Source organism: Arthrobacter sp. UC242_113, from assembly GCF_044054585.1.
Lineage (GTDB): Bacteria > Actinomycetota > Actinomycetes > Actinomycetales > Micrococcaceae > Arthrobacter.
The window spans coordinates 1362195-1379824 of the sequence record NZ_CP171968.1; the positions used below are offsets into that span (position 1 = coordinate 1362195).

The 17630-nt window shown below is 66.4% G+C and carries 12 protein-coding genes and 2 pseudogenes; 10 read left to right on the forward strand and 4 right to left on the reverse strand.

Features of this window, described 5'->3' with window-relative positions; all coding sequences use genetic code 11:
* Window positions 1-28 precede the first annotated feature (28 nt).
* Window positions 29-460 carry a VOC family protein gene (locus tag ACHMXB_RS06020; RefSeq protein WP_111902595.1) on the forward strand — a complete coding sequence of 144 codons (432 nt, stop codon included), beginning with the start codon at window positions 29-31 and terminating at the stop codon, window positions 458-460.
* 85 nt (window positions 461-545) lie between these two features.
* Here ACHMXB_RS06020 and ACHMXB_RS06025 read toward each other — a convergent pair whose 3' ends face one another.
* Window positions 546-3005, reverse strand: coding sequence for a phosphoketolase (locus ACHMXB_RS06025; RefSeq protein WP_395403645.1), 2460 nt, complete (start codon window positions 3003-3005; stop codon window positions 546-548).
* 194 nt (window positions 3006-3199) lie between these two features.
* Between ACHMXB_RS06025 and ACHMXB_RS06030 the strand changes: the two genes are divergently transcribed.
* The 4 genes and pseudogenes from ACHMXB_RS06030 to ACHMXB_RS06045 all read left to right on the forward strand — a co-directional run bounded on the left by ACHMXB_RS06030 (window position 3200) and on the right by ACHMXB_RS06045 (window position 6023).
* Window positions 3200-3763, forward strand: coding sequence for an HAD domain-containing protein (locus ACHMXB_RS06030; RefSeq protein WP_395403647.1), 564 nt, complete (start codon window positions 3200-3202; stop codon window positions 3761-3763).
* Between the two features lie 190 nt (window positions 3764-3953).
* A pseudogene (locus ACHMXB_RS06035) lies at window positions 3954-5184 on the forward strand (anion permease).
* The gene (locus tag ACHMXB_RS06040) at window positions 5181-5402 is read left to right on the forward strand and encodes a hypothetical protein (RefSeq protein WP_236803270.1); all 222 of its coding nucleotides are present in this window, start codon (window positions 5181-5183) and stop codon (window positions 5400-5402) included. Before ACHMXB_RS06035 ends, ACHMXB_RS06040 begins: the two are co-directional and overlap by 4 nt.
* A 54-nt stretch (window positions 5403-5456) precedes the next feature.
* On the forward strand, window positions 5457-6023 hold the full coding sequence (locus ACHMXB_RS06045) for a dihydrofolate reductase family protein (RefSeq protein ID WP_395403649.1): 567 nt from the start codon (window positions 5457-5459) through the stop codon (window positions 6021-6023).
* Window positions 6024-6053: 30 nt separating this feature from the next.
* Here the strand turns inward: ACHMXB_RS06045 and ACHMXB_RS06050 are convergent, their stop codons facing one another.
* Window positions 6054-6596, reverse strand: a complete 543-nt coding sequence (locus ACHMXB_RS06050; RefSeq protein WP_395403651.1) for a hotdog fold thioesterase — start codon at window positions 6594-6596, stop codon at window positions 6054-6056.
* Between the two features lie 178 nt (window positions 6597-6774).
* Here ACHMXB_RS06050 and polA point away from each other — a divergent pair.
* The 3 genes and pseudogenes from polA to rpsA all read left to right on the forward strand — a co-directional run bounded on the left by polA (window position 6775) and on the right by rpsA (window position 12535).
* Window positions 6775-9415 (forward strand): annotated as a pseudogene (polA, locus tag ACHMXB_RS06055) (DNA polymerase I).
* Window positions 9416-9505: 90 nt separating this feature from the next.
* A complete protein-coding gene (locus ACHMXB_RS06060) occupies window positions 9506-10867 on the forward strand; it encodes a GNAT family N-acetyltransferase (RefSeq protein ID WP_395405151.1) in 1362 nt (453 codons plus the stop codon).
* A 192-nt stretch (window positions 10868-11059) separates the two neighbouring features.
* Entirely contained in the window at window positions 11060-12535 is a 1476-nt protein-coding gene (gene rpsA, locus ACHMXB_RS06065; protein ID WP_102974277.1) for a 30S ribosomal protein S1, read from the forward strand.
* 109 nt (window positions 12536-12644) lie between these two features.
* Here the strand turns inward: rpsA and ACHMXB_RS06070 are convergent, their stop codons facing one another.
* Window positions 12645-13211, reverse strand: coding sequence for a type 1 glutamine amidotransferase domain-containing protein (locus ACHMXB_RS06070; protein WP_395403654.1), 567 nt, complete (start codon window positions 13209-13211; stop codon window positions 12645-12647).
* A 104-nt stretch (window positions 13212-13315) separates the two neighbouring features.
* A complete protein-coding gene (locus ACHMXB_RS06075; RefSeq protein WP_395403656.1) occupies window positions 13316-14002 on the reverse strand; it encodes an IMPACT family protein in 687 nt (228 codons plus the stop codon).
* A 90-nt stretch (window positions 14003-14092) separates the two neighbouring features.
* On the opposite strand from ACHMXB_RS06075, the gene coaE reads away from it, so the two are divergent.
* The gene (gene coaE / locus ACHMXB_RS06080) at window positions 14093-15328 is read left to right on the forward strand and encodes a dephospho-CoA kinase (RefSeq protein ID WP_395403658.1); all 1236 of its coding nucleotides are present in this window, start codon (window positions 14093-14095) and stop codon (window positions 15326-15328) included.
* 62 nt (window positions 15329-15390) lie between these two features.
* Complete coding sequence (gene uvrB / locus ACHMXB_RS06085; RefSeq protein ID WP_395403660.1) at window positions 15391-17511, forward strand: excinuclease ABC subunit UvrB; 2121 nt, start codon at window positions 15391-15393, stop codon at window positions 17509-17511.
* The last annotated feature ends 119 nt before the right edge of the window (window positions 17512-17630 follow it).

The window sequence follows — 17630 nt, forward strand, 5'->3', positions numbered from 1 at the left end:
CACACGTACAGCCGAAGGAGAACAGATCGTGTCCACCCTGCTCAACCCGTACCTCAGCTTCCGTGACACCGCCCGCGACGCCATGACCTTCTACCAGTCGGTGTTCGGCGGCGACCTGGCATTGAGCACCTTCGGGGAGTTCCACGCCAGTGAAGATCCTGCTGAGTCGGACAAGATCATGCACGGGATGCTGACCTCGGAGAAGGGTCTCGTGCTCATGGGGGCCGACACCCCCAACTCCATGGACTATTCGCCGGGGAACAACATCTCGGTATCTCTCAGCGGCGACGACGAGGCGGAACTTCGCGGCTACTACGACAAACTCTCCGGCGACGGCGGCACCGTCACAGTCCCGATGGAGAAGGCGCCATGGGGCGACATCTTCGGCATGTGTACCGACAAGTTCGGCATCGCGTGGCTGGTGAACGTCAGCGGAGCCTCGGCAGCTCCGGCCCCCTAGCGGGTAACGCCAGGAACGGGGCCCACGCCGGCGAGGGACCCGGCCTGAGCTTGCGAAGGCTGGGAGCCGGTGGGGACTTGCGAGGTTAGGGCGCGGGTGGGGAGGAACCGGGCGGCGACCATACCCACTCGCGGATGCCGGGCAGGTCCTCGAAGTGCTCCCGGATGTAGTCGGCATGGGCGTCCAGCTGCTGGTTGCAGTGATCGGCCAGTGCCTCCGCGCCTTCGAACTGCCGCGGCATCCGGCGTAGCGCCTCCAGCGCCAGGTGGTAGCGGCTCATCCGGTTGACCACCACCATGTCGAACGGCGTGGTGGTGGTGCCCTGCTGGCTGTAGCCGCGGACGTGGAACCGGTCCGGGTTCGGCCGGCCGTGCAGGAGCTGGTGGAACGAGCGGGCGTAGCCGTGCCATGCCACCACCACCTCGCATGTGTCGGTGAACAGGGAGGTGAACGTGCCGTCGTCGAGCCCGTGCGGGTGCACGTCGCGGGGCGGCAGGACCATGGCGTCCATGACGTTCACCACGCGGACGGTGGCATCGGGAACGTGGCGCTGCAGCAGCCAGGCCGCCGCCAGCGCCTCCTCGGTGGGGATGTCGCCGGCGCACGCGAGCACAACGTCCGGTTCCGTGCCGCTGCCGTCCTCGTTGCCGGCCCACTCCCAGCGGGAGGCTCCGGCCTCTGCATGCGCCCGGGCTTCCGCCAGGGTCAGGTACTGGGGGTGCGACTGCTTGTCGACGACGACCAGGTTCACGTAATCCTTGCTGAGCAGGGCGTGTTCTGCCGCCGCCAGCAGTGTGTTGGTGTCCGGCGGCAGGTAGATTCTCGTCACCTCGCCGGACAGGGACAGAACGGTGTCTATCAGGCCCGGGCCCTGGTGGCTGAAGCCGTTGTGGTCGTTGCGCCAGCAGGTGGAGGTCAGCAGGATGTTCAGGCTGGGCACTGGCGAGCGCCATTCCAGCTCCCGGGCGTGCTGCAGCCACTTGGCGTGCTGGACGGTCATGGAGGCGCTGACCATGGCGAAGGCCTCGTAGCTGGCGAAGAACCCGTGCCGCCCGGTCAGCAGGTAGCCTTCCAGCCAGCCCTGGCACAGGTGCTCCGAGAGCACCTCCATGACGCGGCCGTCCGGAGAGACGTGGTCGTCCCCGCCGTCGCTATCCCTAGCGTTCCCCGGCAGCATCAGGCAACGGTCGGTGGCCTCAAACACGGCGCCCAGCCTGTTGCTGTTGGTTTCATCCGGGCAGAACAGCCGGAACCGCGGGTTGTCCTCCGTGCCCCTGTAGAGGTCGCGGAACAGCTCGCCCAGCGGCTTGGTGGTTTCGATGCTGGTTGAACCGGGCTGGCCGGGGTCGACGGCGTACTGGGCGAGGTCCGGAATGTCCAGCGGGACTGACGGCTGGCCGTTCGCCCACGGCGCCGCTCCCATCCGGAGCCTGCCTTCGGGCGCCAAAGCAGCCAGTGCGGGGAGGAGCCGGCCGTCGTCGTCGAACAGGGATTCGGGCTGGTAGGAACGCATCCATTGCTCCAGCAGCGCCAGGTGCTCCGGGTTGTCCCTGACACCGGACAGGGGAACCTGGTGCGCACGGAACGTGCCTTCCACCGGGGTGCCGTCCACGGTCTCCGGCCCAGTCCAGCCCTTGGGGGTCCGCAGGATGATCGCCGGCCAGCGTGGCGCCGTCGCGCGAGTACTGCCAGAGCCGTTACTGCCAGGGCCGGAAGCGCCGGAACCGGCGCCCCGGGCGGCCTGCTGGATGTCCCGGATGGTGGCATATGCATTGTCCATGGCGGTGGCCAGGGCCCGGTGGACCTTCTCGGGCTGGTCCCCGGACACTGTCACGGGTTCCCAGCCGTTGGCGCCTAGCAGTGCCTCCACGTCCGCGTCGGGGCGGCGTCCCAGGACTGTAGGGCCGGAAATCTTGGCCCCGTTCAGGTGCAGGATGGGCAGGACCGCGCCATCCCGCGCGGGGTTTAGGAAGAACGGAGCCGTCCACGAGGCGGCCAGCGGACCGGTCTCGGCCTCGCCGTCGCCCACCACACAGGCCGCGATGAGATCCGGGTTGTCCATCACCGCGCCGGTGGCGTGCATCAGCGAGTAGCCCAGCTCGCCGCCCTCGTGGATGGACCCGGGGGTGGCCGGGCCCACGTGGCTGCCCACACCGCCCGGCGTCGAGAACTGCCGTGCCAGCCGGCGCAGCCCCCCGGCGTCGCGGCTGACCTCAGGGTAGATCTCGGAATAGCTGCCCTCGAGGTAGACGTTGGCCACCACCGACGGTCCGCCGTGCCCCGGGCCTGCGATGAACAGGACCTCGGCCGAGGTGTTCCTGATCAGCCGGTTCAGGTGGGCGTAGATCAACGACAGCCCTGGGCCGGTGCCCCAGTGCCCCAGCAGCCGCGGCTTGATGTGCTCCGGCCGCAGCGGCACCCGAAGCAGTGCATTGTCCTGGAGGTAGATCTGGGCCACCGTCAGGTAGTTCGCCGCGCTCCAGTAGCGGTGGAGAAGGTCCAGTTCGTCGTCCGAAATTTCCCCGTTTGCTCCGGCCATACCCATGGATTGCCTTCCGTCGGATCCCGCTCCAGCGCTGACGGGCACAGTCTACCCCGGGCGTTTTGACCGCCCTCAGATCCACTCCTGGGCCGCGGGACCGGCCGTTGGACCTGTTGTTCTCCGCAGGCCTTGCCCGGCCTGGCCGGGGTTCCGTAGCGTTGCAGGCGTGAGCGTTTTGCAGGCGTGGGAGGAACGCCGTGGGAATTGCCGAGCCGAATGGGGACACCGCGCTAAAGGGAGACACCGGGAACAGGGTGACCCTCTACCTCGATGTCGACGGCGTCGTGTGCCCGTTCGGCCCCACGGGCACCACGCCGTGGGGCTCGGCCTGGCATTACACCTTCGCCGGGATGCTGGAAGTTGCCTATGCGGCGGAGCTGGTGGTTGCCCTGAACCGGCTGTCTCTGCAGCCCGGACTCCGCTGCGTCTGGCTCACCAGCTGGGAGGAACTGGCGCCCGCCGTACTCTGCCCGGTCACCGGCCTGGAGGGAAGCTCGTGGCCGGTGCTTACCGCGGACGGGGCGGGCAGCGGCGCCGAATGGTGGAAGCTGGAAGCCATTCAGGCGGATGTGGGCAGGAACACGCCGGAGCGGATCATCTGGGTGGACGACCAGCTCGCCTTTGAAGGCCGCGCGCAGGCATGGGCCAGGATCCTTGGCCGCCGTGCCTTGCTGGTTTCACCTGACCCCCGGTCCGGACTGTCGCCGCGTCACCTGGAGGCCATCCGTGCCTTCTCCCTGCCCCCGGACCGGCAGGTGTGACTGTGAGTTTGTGCGGTGCAGCTTTGACCTCGTCTGCAGGACGCGTACCATCGATAAGGTTTCAAGCCCGCTCTGCAGCTCCGCTACCCCCACCCCCAGACGTTTTCTTAAACAGCGGGTGAACTATGCTGTGCAGTGCAGGCAGGGGAAGTGGAACTGCTGTACGTAGACTCTGCAGATTGGGCAACAGGTGGACATCACCTTCATGGTGGCGCTGGTCATTGCGCTGGCGTTATTTTTCGACTTCACGAACGGTTTCCACGACACCGCAAACGCGATGGCCACGCCCATCGCCACCGGTGCCATCAAGCCGAAGACTGCGGTTGCCCTCGCGGCGGCCCTCAACCTCGTCGGGGCCTTCCTGTCCACGGAAGTCGCGAAAACGGTCTCCGGCGGCATCATCCGCGAGGGGTCCGGGGGGGTCCGAAATCACCCCGGACATTATTTTTGCCGGCCTCATGGGCGCCGTGCTCTGGAACATGATCACCTGGCTCAAGGGACTGCCCTCCAGTTCATCCCATGCGCTCTTCGGGGGCCTCATTGGTGCCGCGATCATCGGCATCGGATTCCACGCCGTCAACCTTGAGACGCTGCTGCAGAAGGTCATTCTGCCCGCCATCTTCGCCCCGGTCATTGCCGGGCTTGTGGCCTACGTCTGTACCCGCATCGCCTATGCGCTCACGGCCCGCCATGATCCGGAGACGGGCAGCAAGCTCACCCAGAAGCGCGGCGGTTTCCGGACCGGCCAGGTCTTCACCTCCAGCCTGGTTGCCCTGGCGCACGGCACCAACGACGCCCAGAAGACCATGGGCATCATCACCCTGGTGCTCATCTCGGCAGGAACGCAGCAGCCCGGCTCCGGCCCGCAGCTGTGGGTGATCACGGCGTGCGCACTCGCCATCGCCATCGGAACCTACGCCGGCGGCTGGCGGATCATCAGGACCATGGGTGCCGGACTCACCGAAGTAAAGCCCGCCCAGGGCTTCGCGGCAGAGTCGAGCACAGCTTCCGCCATTCTGGCCTCCTCGCACCTGGGCTTTGCCCTGTCCACCACCCAGGTGGCCTCCGGTTCAGTGATCGGTTCCGGCATGGGCCGCAGGGGCACCACGGTGCGCTGGGGCATGGTGGGGCGCATCGCCCTCGGCTGGCTCTTCACACTGCCCGCCGCGGGCATAGTCGGTGCTTTGACCGCGCTGCTGGTCAAGACCGGGGTTGTCGGCGTGGTGATTGCGGCAGTGGCCGGCATCGGCGCCGTGCTGTACATGTTCCTCGTATCCCGCAAATCCCAGGTGGGCCACCACAACGCCGTCGAGGTCGAAGAGGCCGGGCAGGCAGTCCGCTTCGCGAAGAAGAAGGCCCTCGCCAGGGCACGCGCCGCTGAGCGCGCCAAGAACAAAAACCTGAAGGGCCCGCAGCGATGAAGTGGTTGGAACTCCTCACCGTAGCCGGCGCCACACTCGTCGCCGCCGTGACCGTAGTGGTCCTCTATTCCCTCGGCGTCCGGCTGACCGCCATCGCCGGTGACCGCCAGGTGGCCGCGCCGGCGTGGGTCAAATACCTCTCCTACGCCTGCTTTGGACTCTGCGGCATCGCCGTGATGTTCGGGCTGTACCTGATCATTCCGTACTTCAGCGGCTAACCGGGCGGGTCCGGCGCTCTGGGAACGCTGAGCCGGAATGGCTAGGCTGGGCCCATGCCCAGTGTCCAGTATTACGTTGCGTCCTCCCTCGACGGATTCATCGCCACGGCAGACGACGACCTTGCCTGGCTGCTGCAGTTCGACGGCTTCGAAGGCGGCAAGGAAAGCTACGACGCCTTCATGTCCGGCGTCGGCTGCATTGTCATGGGAGGGACCACTTACGAGTGGCTGATGGAGCACGAACCCGGGAACTGGCCTTACCCCGGCACGCCCTGCTGGATCTTCACCCACCACGAGTTCACCGCCCCGCCGGGAGCTGACATTACGTTCGTGCGTGGCGAGGTGACCGAATTCATCGACGACCTCCGGCGTGACGCTGCCGGCCAAAACATCTGGGTGGTGGGCGGCGGCGAGCTCGCCGCCCAGTTCGCCGGCGCCGGCCTCCTGGACGAACTGATCGTCTCGATCATCCCCGTGGTGCTCGGCGGCGGTAAACGGCTGCTTCCCATCGTCCAGGGCCCGACGGCGCCACTTGAGTTGCAGGAGGCGCGTCCCCAGGGGCGGGGGATCGTGGAGCTCCGGTACCGCTGGCCTGAGCGTCCGGGTTTTTCAGAGCGCTAGGGTGTTTCAGAGCGCCAGGGTGTTTGGGCTCTACCGGATGAGGTTGGTGATGCGGGCCGTGGACAGCCGGCGCCCCTGTTCGTCGGTCATCACGATTTCGTGAGTGGTCAGCGTGCGGCCCAGGTGGATGGCGGTGCACGTTCCGGTTACCGTGCCCGCGGAGACCGCGCGGTGGTGGGTGGCTCCAACCTCGATGCCCAGCGCCTGGCGGCCGGGGCCGGCGTGCATTCCGGCGGCAAACGATCCGAGGGTCTCGGCCAGCACCACGTGCGCGCCGCCGTGCAGGATCCCGGCCACCTGAGTGTTCCCCTCCACCGGCATAGTGGCAACGCACCGTTCAGGGCCCATCTCAAGGAACCGGATCCCCATCTTCACCACGAGGGCGCCGATGCCGTACTCGGCGAGCCAGTCGTGCAGGTGCTCGGGGACGCCGGCCTGAAACAGCTCCTCCCGAAAGTCGGCTGCGGCCGCGGCTTCCACCGCGTCGGGCGCCTCGACCGCCGCATCTGCTGATGCGCCGGCCTTTGTGGGACTGGCCTCACCGGCAGGGCCGGGCGTGAAATTGTCCATCATGGCAACTAGGCTGGCACCTGTGAGTGAAACAACCAAACCGGCCCTAATCCCGTCCACAACCCAGACCCTTCAGGACATTGCGGTGTCCTCGGCTGACGCCCCGTCGGTGTCGGCCACCGAGGGACCCGTCGTTCCCCTGACGGAGCAGCCCCGGCTTCTGGTGCTGGACGGGCACTCCATGGCCTTCCGGGCGTTCTTTGCCCTCCCGGCCGACAAGTTCTCCACCGCCCGGGGCCAGCACACCAACGCGATCCACGGCTTCACGTCCATGCTCATCAACCTGATCAAGGAGCAGAAGCCCACCCACATCGCGGTAGCTTTCGACGTCTCGGACGACACCACTCACCGCAAGGCCGAGTACAGCGAGTACAAGGGCGGCCGCAACGAGACGCCCCGCGAAATGAGCGGCCAGATCGACCTCATTGACCAGGTCATGGGCGCCTGGGGCATTAAGACCATCAAGATGCCCGGCTACGAGGCGGACGACATCCTGGCCACGCTCGCAGCCATGGGTGAAAAGGCCGGCTTCGAAGTCCTGCTCGTGTCCGGCGACCGCGACGCCTTCCAGCTCATCACGGACAACGTGTTTGTGCTGTACCCCAGGAAGGGCGTCAGCGACATCCCGCGTATGGACGCCGCCGCCATCGAGGCGAAGTACTTCGTCAGCCCCTCCCGGTATTCGGACCTCGCCGCCCTGGTGGGGGAGACCGCTGACAACCTGCCGGGCGTCCCGGGCGTCGGACCCAAGACGGCAGCCAAGTGGATCAACCTCTACGGCGGCCTCGAAGGAGTGCTGGAACACGTCGATGCCATCGGCGGGAAGGTGGGGGACGCGCTGCGGGACAACGTGGACGCGGTCAAGCGCAACCGCAAGCTGAACCGGCTGCACACCGACTTGGACCTCCCGGTGACGCTGGACGAGCTGGCTGATCCGCGGCCCGACCAGAAAGCTGTCGAGGAGCTCTTCGACGAGCTCGAGTTCAAGACGATCCGCACCCGCCTCTTTGATCTGTACGCGAGCGAGGCGCCTGCGCCGGAGCGCGAGCCCTTGGAGACCAGGGATTTCGCCGCGCTGACGGAGGCGGACTCGCTCCGGGCCTTCCTCGAGGCAGGGGCCGGGCACCGGTCCGCCCTCGCAGTGGACGTGCTGCCCGGCAGGATTGGCGAGGACGCGGACGCGGTCGCCATCGTGCGGGACGATGCTGCCGCCTATGTGGACCTCACCGTGCTGGACGCGGACGCCGAAAATGTGCTGGCCGAGTGGCTCCGCGACGCGGGATCCCCGAAGGTGATGCATGGCTACAAGGCTGCCCTGAAGGCGCTGGCCAACCGCGGGTTCGGCCTGGAGGGCGTGGTGGACGACACCTCCATCTCCGGCTACCTCATCCAGCCCGACCGCCGCACGTACGAACTGGCCGAATTGGCCCAGTTCCACCTGAACATCCACATCACCCCTGAGGCGGCCAAGGCGGGCCAGCTGGAGCTGGCGTTCGACGATGACGACGCCGCGGCGTCCGGCGCGCTGGTCCAGGTGGCCGCCGTCGTCCATAAGCTCAGCCGGTTCTTCGAATCGGAACTGAGGGACCGCAAGGCCGAGGACCTGCTGGCCACGCTGGAGCTGCCGGTGGCCCGGGTCCTCGCGGACATGGAGAAGACCGGCATCGCCGTCTCCATGGAGCTGATGGACGAACAGCTGGCGGACCTGGCCAGGGTGATCGACGACGCCCAGGAACGGGCGTTCGCCGCGATCGGCCACGAGGTGAACCTCGGTTCGCCCAAGCAGCTGCAGACGGTTCTCTTCGAGGAGCTGCAACTGCCCAAGACCAAGAAGATCAAGTCCGGGTACACCACGGACGCCGCATCGCTGAAGAACCTGCTGGAGAAGACCGGGCATGAATTCCTGGTCCAGCTCATGGCCCACCGCGAATCGGCGAAGCTGCGGCAGATGGTGGAAACGCTGAAGAAGTCCGTGGCCGAGGACGGGCGCATCCACACCACCTACGCCCAGAACGTGGCCGCCACCGGCCGCATCTCCTCCAACAACCCGAACCTGCAGAACATCCCGATCCGCAGTGAGGAGGGCCGCCGCGTGCGCGGCATCTTCGTGGTCAGCGACGGCTACGAGTGCCTGCTGTCCGCGGATTACTCGCAGATCGAGATGCGCATCATGGCGCACCTGTCCGGGGACGCCGGCCTGATCGAGGCCTACCGCGAGGGGGAGGACCTGCACCGCTTCGTCGGCTCGTCCATCTTCCACGTGCCGCCGGCTGACGTGACCAGCGCGATGCGCTCCAAGGTTAAGGCCATGTCCTATGGCCTGGCCTACGGGCTGACGTCCTTCGGGCTGTCCAAGCAGCTCGAGATCTCGGTGGACGAGGCCAGGAACCTCATGAAGGACTACTTCGACCGGTTCGGTGCCGTGCGGGACTACCTCCGCGGCGTGGTGGACCAGGCCAGGGTGGACGGCTACACCGCGACCATCGAGGGCAGGCGCCGTTACCTGCCGGACCTCACCAGCACGGACCGGCAGCTGCGGGAGAACGCCGAACGCATCGCACTGAACTCGCCCATCCAAGGCTCCGCGGCGGACATCATCAAGCGCGCCATGCTGGGCGTGCACTCGGAACTGGCCGCGCAGGGGCTTAAAGTCGCGCATGCTGCTGCAGGTCCACGACGAACTGGTGCTGGAAGTGGCGAACGGCGAACGGGAGGCAGTCGAAAAGCTCGTCACGGAGCAGATGGCTGCCGCCGCGGAACTCAGCGTTCCGCTGGAAGTCCAGATCGGTGTCGGCACCAGCTGGTACGACGCCGGCCACTAGCCTTAGCGGCCAGGGCCGGCCGCCGCGGGCACTTCAGCGTGCCTGTGGCGGGCCGGCGGTCCGTTGGCTAGGCTCGGGGTTGTGTCTAATCTGAGCGCTGACTATGAAATTCGTCGGTTCCAAGCGGCGGCCAAAGACGATCCTGCGTACGCGGAGTCGGTTGCCTGGATGCAGGCGGTAGCCTTCGGCTTCCACGATGCCCGCCGCAGCGACGAACGCGTGGACAAGAGCATCGAGCTGCAGCGAACCGACGGGCGCGTCATGACCGGGGTGTACCAGGCCGGAGCGGTGCCCTGCCATTCGCTCGGAGCCGACGTGCCCGTCGCCACTTTCGGGACCATGACCAAAACACTGAACATCGGCTTTGGCCGGTTGCTGGACACCCGGCTGGTGACCGCCGTGACGGTACGCACCTCCCACCGGCGCCGCGGCCTGCTGCGCCGCATGATGGGGGAGGACCTGGCCCTGGCCCGGGAGGAAGGCCTCGCGATGGCGGCCCTCACGGCGTCCGAGGCCTCGATCTATGGCCGGTTCGGGTTTGGCGTGGCAACGTCCGAGCAGTCCATGAAGGTGGACACCACAGCGCGTTTCCGGCTTAACCACACCCCCGTGGGCAGCGTCGAGGTGGCCGACCCCAAGGTGCTGCTGGACCTGGCCCCGGAGGTCTTCGACCGTCTGCACCGCAGCACGCCCGGATCCATCGGCCGGCACGAGTTCTACCGGCAGTTCGCCTCCGGATCCGTCAGCCGCGACGGCGGCGAGGACCCGAAGGTCAAGGTGGCCCTGCACTACGGGCCCGGCGGCGACGTGGACGGCTACGTCTCGTACAGGTTTGCCGGCTGGTCCAGCACCCCGTACACCATGGAAGTCGTGGACCTGGTCGCGGCGACCGGAGCGGCGTACCTCGAGCTGTGGCAGTATCTGGCCGCCATCGACCTGGTGGACCGGGTCACCTGGGAGGAAGCGCCGGTGGACGACACGCTGCGGTGGGCCCTCGAGGACGCGCGCTGCGTGGAGGCCTCGGAAGCGCGGGACATGCTCTGGCTGCGGATCCTCGACGTGAAGCAGGCCCTGGAAGCCCGCCACTACCCGGCGGACGGGCGGCTGGTGCTCAAAGTCGCCGACTCCCTCGGCCTGACCGGCGGCACCTTTACCTTGGACGCTGACGGCGGCGGCGCAGTGGTCACGGCAGGAGACGGCGGCGCACCGGAGCTCATCGCACCGGAGCTCAGTGCACCGGAGCTCATCGCACCGGAGCTCACTGCGCCGGATCGCAGCACACCGGACCTTGAGCTGGATGTCGCGGCGCTGTCCGCCATCTACCTCGGCGGGGTCAGCCCCGTAACCCTGGCCGCGTCGGGACGCATTCTGGAGCACACGCCGGGCGCGGCGTTCCGCGCCGCCCGCATGTTCGCCGTCGAACGTCCGCCGCACTGCCTGACGCACTTTTAGCGCTTTGACCCCGGTTGGCGCTTGCCACTAGAATAAACGGGCGTGTACTACGTGCATGCTTTTTCTTTAATCCACAAAATCAGGATGACCAGGCACTTCCCTGCGAAGTGCCCGCACCTGCGCCTGCGTTCCATAACGCAGGCGCGGCGGTTTGCCTGACCGACTAACTATCCACAACGGAGCCCCTACTACATGACCATCACCTCCACCGAGAAGCCCGGTACCCCCGTAGTCGCGATCAACGACATCGGTACCGCTGAGGACTTCCTCGCAGCTGTCGACGCGACCATCAAGTACTTCAACGACGGAGACCTCGTCGAAGGTACCGTCGTCAAGGTCGACCGCGACGAAGTTCTGCTCGACATCGGTTACAAGACCGAAGGTGTCATTCCCTCCCGCGAGCTTTCCATCAAGCACGACGTTGACCCCGGAGACGTCGTCTCCGTTGGCGATCAGGTCGAAGCCCTGGTGCTCACCAAGGAAGACAAAGAAGGCCGCCTGATCCTCTCCAAGAAGCGTGCTCAGTACGAGCGTGCCTGGGGCGACATCGAGAAGGTCAAGGAAGAAGACGGTGTTGTCACCGGTACCGTCATCGAGGTTGTCAAGGGTGGTCTTATCCTCGACATCGGTCTGCGCGGCTTCCTGCCCGCATCCCTCGTCGAGATGCGCCGTGTGCGCGACCTGGCTCCGTACATCGGTCAGCAGATCGAAGCCAAGATCATCGAGCTGGACAAGAACCGCAACAACGTCGTCCTGTCCCGCCGTGCATGGCTCGAGCAGACCCAGTCCGAGGTCCGCTCCACGTTCCTCAACAAGCTGGAAAAGGGCCAGGTCCGTCCCGGCGTCGTTTCCTCCATCGTCAACTTCGGTGCCTTCGTGGACCTGGGCGGCGTAGACGGCCTCGTTCACGTTTCCGAGCTGTCCTGGAAGCACATCGACCACCCGTCCGAGGTTGTCGAAGTCGGCCAGGAAGTCACCGTCGAGGTCCTCGAGGTCGACCTGGACCGCGAGCGCGTTTCCCTGTCGCTCAAGGCTACGCAGGAAGATCCGTGGCAGACCTTCGCCCGCACCCACGCCCTCGGCCAGGTTGTTCCGGGTAAGGTCACCAAGCTCGTTCCGTTCGGTGCGTTCGTTCGCGTCGAAGACGGCATCGAAGGCCTCGTTCACATCTCCGAACTGGCTGTCCGCCACGTTGAGCTGGCTGAGCAGGTTGTCTCCGTTGGCGACGAACTGTTCGTCAAGGTCATCGACATCGACCTCGAGCGCCGCCGCATCTCCCTCTCCCTCAAGCAGGCGAACGAGGGCGTTGACGCCGACAGCACCGAGTTCGATCCCGCTCTGTACGGCATGGCCGCAGAGTACGACGAAGAGGGCAACTACAAGTACCCGGAGGGCTTCGACCCGGAGTCCAACGAGTGGCTTGAAGGCTACGAGAACCAGCGCGCCGCCTGGGAGCAGCAGTACGCTGACGCCCAGACCCGCTGGGAAGCCCACAAGAAGCAGGTTTCCCAGCACGCTGCCGACGACGCTGCTGCAGCAACGTCCGGTGAGAGCGACTCCGGCACCACCAGCTACTCCTCCGAGCCGGCTGCCACCGATTCCGGTGCAGGCACGCTTGCTTCGGACGAGGCGCTTGCCGCTCTGCGCGAGAAGCTGACCGGCAACTAATTGCCCGGCATTAGCTAATTGCCACTGAAAAGGTGGCCGTCCCCGAGAGGGGGCGGCCACCTTTTTGTTTACCGGCGGGTTGTGGAGCCGGTTGCCTGAATAGGCGGTGTCAGGCGGTCTGGCCGGCGTGCTCGCCTTCGGCGATCTCCTCCAGCACCTTGTCGTTGAATGCGGGAAGGTCGTCTGGCTTCCTGCTGGTCACGAAGCCCTGGTCCACCACGACTTCCTGGTCGCTCCAGTTGGCGCCCGCGTTCCGCAGGTCCGTGGCCAGCGTGTGGTAGGAAGTGAGGTTCCTGCCCTTGACGACGCCCGCATCGATGAGCAGCCAGGGGCCATGGCAGATGGCCGCCACCGGCTTGTGCTGTTCAAAGAAGCTGCGGGCAAACGCCTGCGCATCCTTGTCCACCCTGAGGTGGTCTGCGTTCACCACGCCGCCCGGGATCACCAGTGCGTGGAAGTCCGCGGCGTTTGCGTCCTTCAGGGTCAGGTCGACGTCGAAGGTATCGCCCTTTTCGACGCCCTCAAAACCCTGGAGCTTTCCGTTCTTCGGAGCCACCAGGACAGGTTCGCCGCCGGCGTTCTTCACGGCGTCCCACGGGCTGGTCAGTTCAACCTGCTCCACGCCGTCCGTCAGCAGGAAGGCAACCCTCCTGCCGGTGATGTCGTGCTCTGACATGCGTCCTCCTTTTCCGTGTGGTGCCTTACAGGTCCACCCTAGAAAAGCGCAAAGTCATAAGCAAGCTGATGATTCTTTCTGCCAGCCGCCCGTCTTGGCTACCGTCAGTGCGGAACGTCAATCCACTCCGGGTCCTCTCGCTGGAGGGCCGCACTTCCGGCGGTCAGGGCGGCCAGCCGGTCGGCCGCCGCGGCCAGGTCTTCGGGCGCGTCCGGCAGCGCGAGGCGCAGCACCGTGGACTGGGCTTCGTAGCCGGTCTCTGCCATCGCATAGCCCGCGCTGCGCAGGTCATTCTCGAGACGCCCTGCCGCGGCGTGGGGTACGCGGACGGCACAGATCCGCAGCCGCCGGCGCTGCACCAGCGGTGCCAGCTCCAGCGCCGTCGCAACTGATTCGGAGTACGCGCGCACCAGCCCGCCGGCCCCCAGCAGGATCCCGCCGAAGTAGCGCACGACGACGGCACTTACGTCACTGAGGTCCGTCACCCCGGGTGCGGTTTCCCGCCGGAGCAGGGCCTCCAGCATCGGGATTCCGGCGGTGCCGGAGGGTTCGCCGTCGTCGCTGGATCGCTGGATGTCCCGGTCCGGCCCCAGAACAAACGCGGAGCAGTGGTGCCGGGCGTCATGGAACTCACGGCGGAGTTCAGACACCAACGCGCGGGCATCCTCTTCGGTCCCCGCACGGCGCATGACGGTGATGAACCGGGAGCGCTTGATCTCGATCTCATGGCGGAAGCCGTCTCCGGCAGCCAGCGTGGTGTACGCGGAGGCCCTGCTCTCATGCTCTTGCACCGCCCAAGTCTAGGACATGGGCCCACGCCGCCAGGGTGCCCTGTCCGAGCGGAGCGAGGTTAGGGAGGCGGTGGGGATTAGTCTTGGGGAGTGCTGAAGATTGGGTTGACGGGCGGCATCGCCTCGGGGAAGTCCTTGGTGGCAACGCGCCTGGAAGAACTGGGGGCGGTACTCGTCGATGCCGACGCGATCGCCCGTGAAGTGGTGGAACCGGGAACTCCTGGGCTGGCCGCCGTCGTGGAAGCGTTTGGTCCGGACATCCTCGACGGCGAGGGGAGGCTCGACCGGCCGCGCCTCGGGGCCATCGTGTTCCAGGAGCCGGAACGGCGTGCCGAGCTCAATGGCATCGTCCATCCGCTGGTGCGCGCGCGCGCCGCGGCGGTGATTGCGGCCGCACCGGCGGACGCGGTGGTGGTCCAGGACATCCCGCTCCTGGTGGAAACCGGACAGCAGAAGAACTTCCACCTCGTGCTGGTGGTGGATGCGCCCGAGGATGTCCGGCTAGAGCGTATGACCGGGCACCGCGGGATGACTGAAGCGGACGCCCGTTCACGGATGGCCGCCCAGGCGTCCCGCCAGGACCGGCTCGCCGCTGCGGACGTGGTCCTTCCCAACGCCGGTACGCGCGAGGAACTGCTGTCTTTGGTGGACGGGCTGTGGGACGGGCGGCTCGTGCCCTTCGCGCGGAACATCAGCCAGGCCGCGGTGGCCGGCCGCAGCGGCGCCCCGCTCCTGGTGGCCCCGGACGCCGATTGGCCGCGCCAGGCTGCCGGCCTGGCGGAGCGGCTAAAGGCTGCCGCCCCGGAGGACGTGCTGGCCGTGGACCACATCGGGTCGACGTCGGTTCCCGGCCTCGAGGCGAAGGACGTCATCGACCTGCAGCTTGCGGTCGTTGATCTAGCGACGGCGGACCGGATTGCGCCCCTGCTGGCTGCCGCGGGCTTCCCGCTCTGGCCGGGCGTCCTGATGGACAGCCCCCACGGGCCCTTTGACCCCGCTGCCTGGTCCAAGCGCCTGCACGGCAACGCCGATCCGGCCCGTCCGGTGAATCTTCATGTCAGGGTGGCCGGTTCGCCCGGCTGGCGGTTCGCGCTCTGCTTCCGCGACTGGCTGCGCGCCGAACCAGCGGCACGGGAGGAGTATGCCGCGGAGAAGCGCAGGGTGGCCGCCCTGCATGCCGCCGACGCCAACACGTCCGGCTACGCCGACGGCAAAGAGGCCTGGTTCCGCGACGTCGGGGCTCCCGGAATGGAACGGTGGGCCGAAAGCAGCGGCTGGCAGCCGCCGTCGTACGTTTCCCGCTCCGCCAGCGCGGGTCAGCGCTGAACCCAGTACAGCCCAAAGCGGAATCAGGAGTTCCTGTCAGTGCCCGGCTGTAGATTAGATGCATGAGTCTTGCGCAGGAGGTCAACCGAGTCGTCGCGCCCTTCGAGGTCATCAGCGAGTTCAAGCCGGCCGGTGACCAGCCGGCGGCCATCGCCGAACTCACCGAGCGTATCAAGAACGGTGAAAAGGACGTGGTGCTGCTCGGTGCCACCGGCACCGGTAAGAGCGCCACTACGGCGTGGCTGGTGGAACAGATCCAGCGGCCCACGCTGGTGATGGTCCAGAACAAGACCCTGGCTGCCCAGCTGGCCAACGAGTTCCGGGAGCTGCTGCCCAACAACGCCGTGGAGTACTTCGTCTCCTACTACGACTACTACCAGCCTGAGGCGTATGTGGCGCAGACGGACACCTTCATCGAGAAGGACTCCTCCATCAATGAGGAAGTGGAGCGGCTCCGGCACTCCGCCACCAACGCCCTGCTGACCCGCCGCGACGTGATCGTGGTGGCCACGGTGTCCTGCATCTACGGCCTCGGTACGCCGGAAGAGTACATCGCCGGCATGGTGACGCTGCGCAAGGGCGACGAAATGAACCGGGACCATTTGCTCCGGAAGTTCGTTTCCATGCAGTACGTGCGTAATGACATGGACTTCCACCGCGGCACCTTCCGTGTCCGCGGCGATACCGTGGAAATCATCCCCATGTACGAGGAACTGGCCATCAGGATCGAGTTTTTCGGGGACGAGATTGAGAACATCCACACGTTGCACCCGCTGACCGGTGAAGTGATCCGGGACGAGGAGGAAATGTATGTCTTCCCGGCCTCGCACTATGTTGCCGGACCCGAGCGTATGGCCCGGGCCATCAAGCGGATCGAGGACGAACTCGCCGACCGGCTGAAGGTCCTGGAAAGCCAGAACAAGCTCGTTGAATCGCAGCGGCTGCGGATGCGCACCACGTACGACCTCGAGATGATGCAGCAGATGGGCTTCTGCAACGGCATCGAGAACTACTCGTCGCACATTGACGGCCGTGCCCCCGGTACGGCTCCGCACTGCCTCCTGGACTACTTCCCGGACGACTTCCTGCTGGTGATCGATGAATCCCACGTCACCGTCCCCCAGATCGGCGCCATGTACGAAGGCGACATGTCCCGCAAGCGGAACCTCGTGGACTTCGGCTTCCGGCTGCCCTCCGCCATGGACAACCGCCCGTTGAAATGGGACGAGTTCCTGGAGCGCGTAGGCCAGACCGTCTACTTGTCCGCCACGCCCGGCAAATACGAACTGGGCAAGGCGGACGGGTTCGTCCAGCAGATCATCCGGCCCACCGGCCTGATCGACCCCGAGGTGGTGGTCAAGCCTACTAAAGGCCAGATCGACGACCTGCTGGGAGAGATAAAGACCCGGACGGAGAAGAACGAACGCGTCCTGGTCACCACACTGACCAAGCGGATGGCGGAGGACCTCACCGACTACCTCCTCGGCCATGGCATCAAGGTGGAGTACCTGCACTCCGACGTCGACACGCTGCGGCGTGTTGAGCTGCTCCGCGAACTCCGGATGGGTGTGTTCGACGTCCTGGTGGGCATCAATCTGCTCCGGGAAGGCCTTGACCTGCCGGAGGTCTCCTTGGTGAGCATCCTTGACGCGGACAAGGAAGGCTTCCTGCGCTCGTCCACGTCCCTCATCCAGACCATCGGCCGTGCCGCGCGCAACGTCTCGGGCCAGGTCCACATGTACGCGGACCGGATTACCGACTCCATGGCCCATGCCATCGATGAAACCAACCGGCGGCGCGCCATCCAGGTGGCCTACAACACGGAAAACGGAATCGATCCGCAACCGCTGCGGAAGAAGATCGCCGACATCACGGACCAGCTGGCCAAGGAAGACGCGGACACCGATGCGCTGTTGGGCAGCTTCGACTACGGCAAGGGCAAGCGCGGTATTACCTCAGCGGCTAAGACCGGCAAGGGGGCCAAGAAGGGCGCGGCCATGGTCCGCGCCGACGGCCTGGCGGCGGCGCCTGCCGAGGACCTGGTGGGCCTGATCGCGCAGCTCACCGAGCAGATGCACGGAGCGGCCGCCGACCTGCAGTTCGAAGTGGCCGCCCGGATCCGCGACGAAGTGTCCGAGCTCAAGAAGGAACTGCGGCAGATGCAGTCGGCCGGGCACGCCTAGCCACTGTTGGATCAGGTGGCGCGGGCGCGGGGCGGCACCTGGCCCATCGGACGGCCCGCGGCGCATCGGGCCTCACCTGGCGCGGTGGACCGCGCCTCTAGGGTAAAGTTGAGGTCACG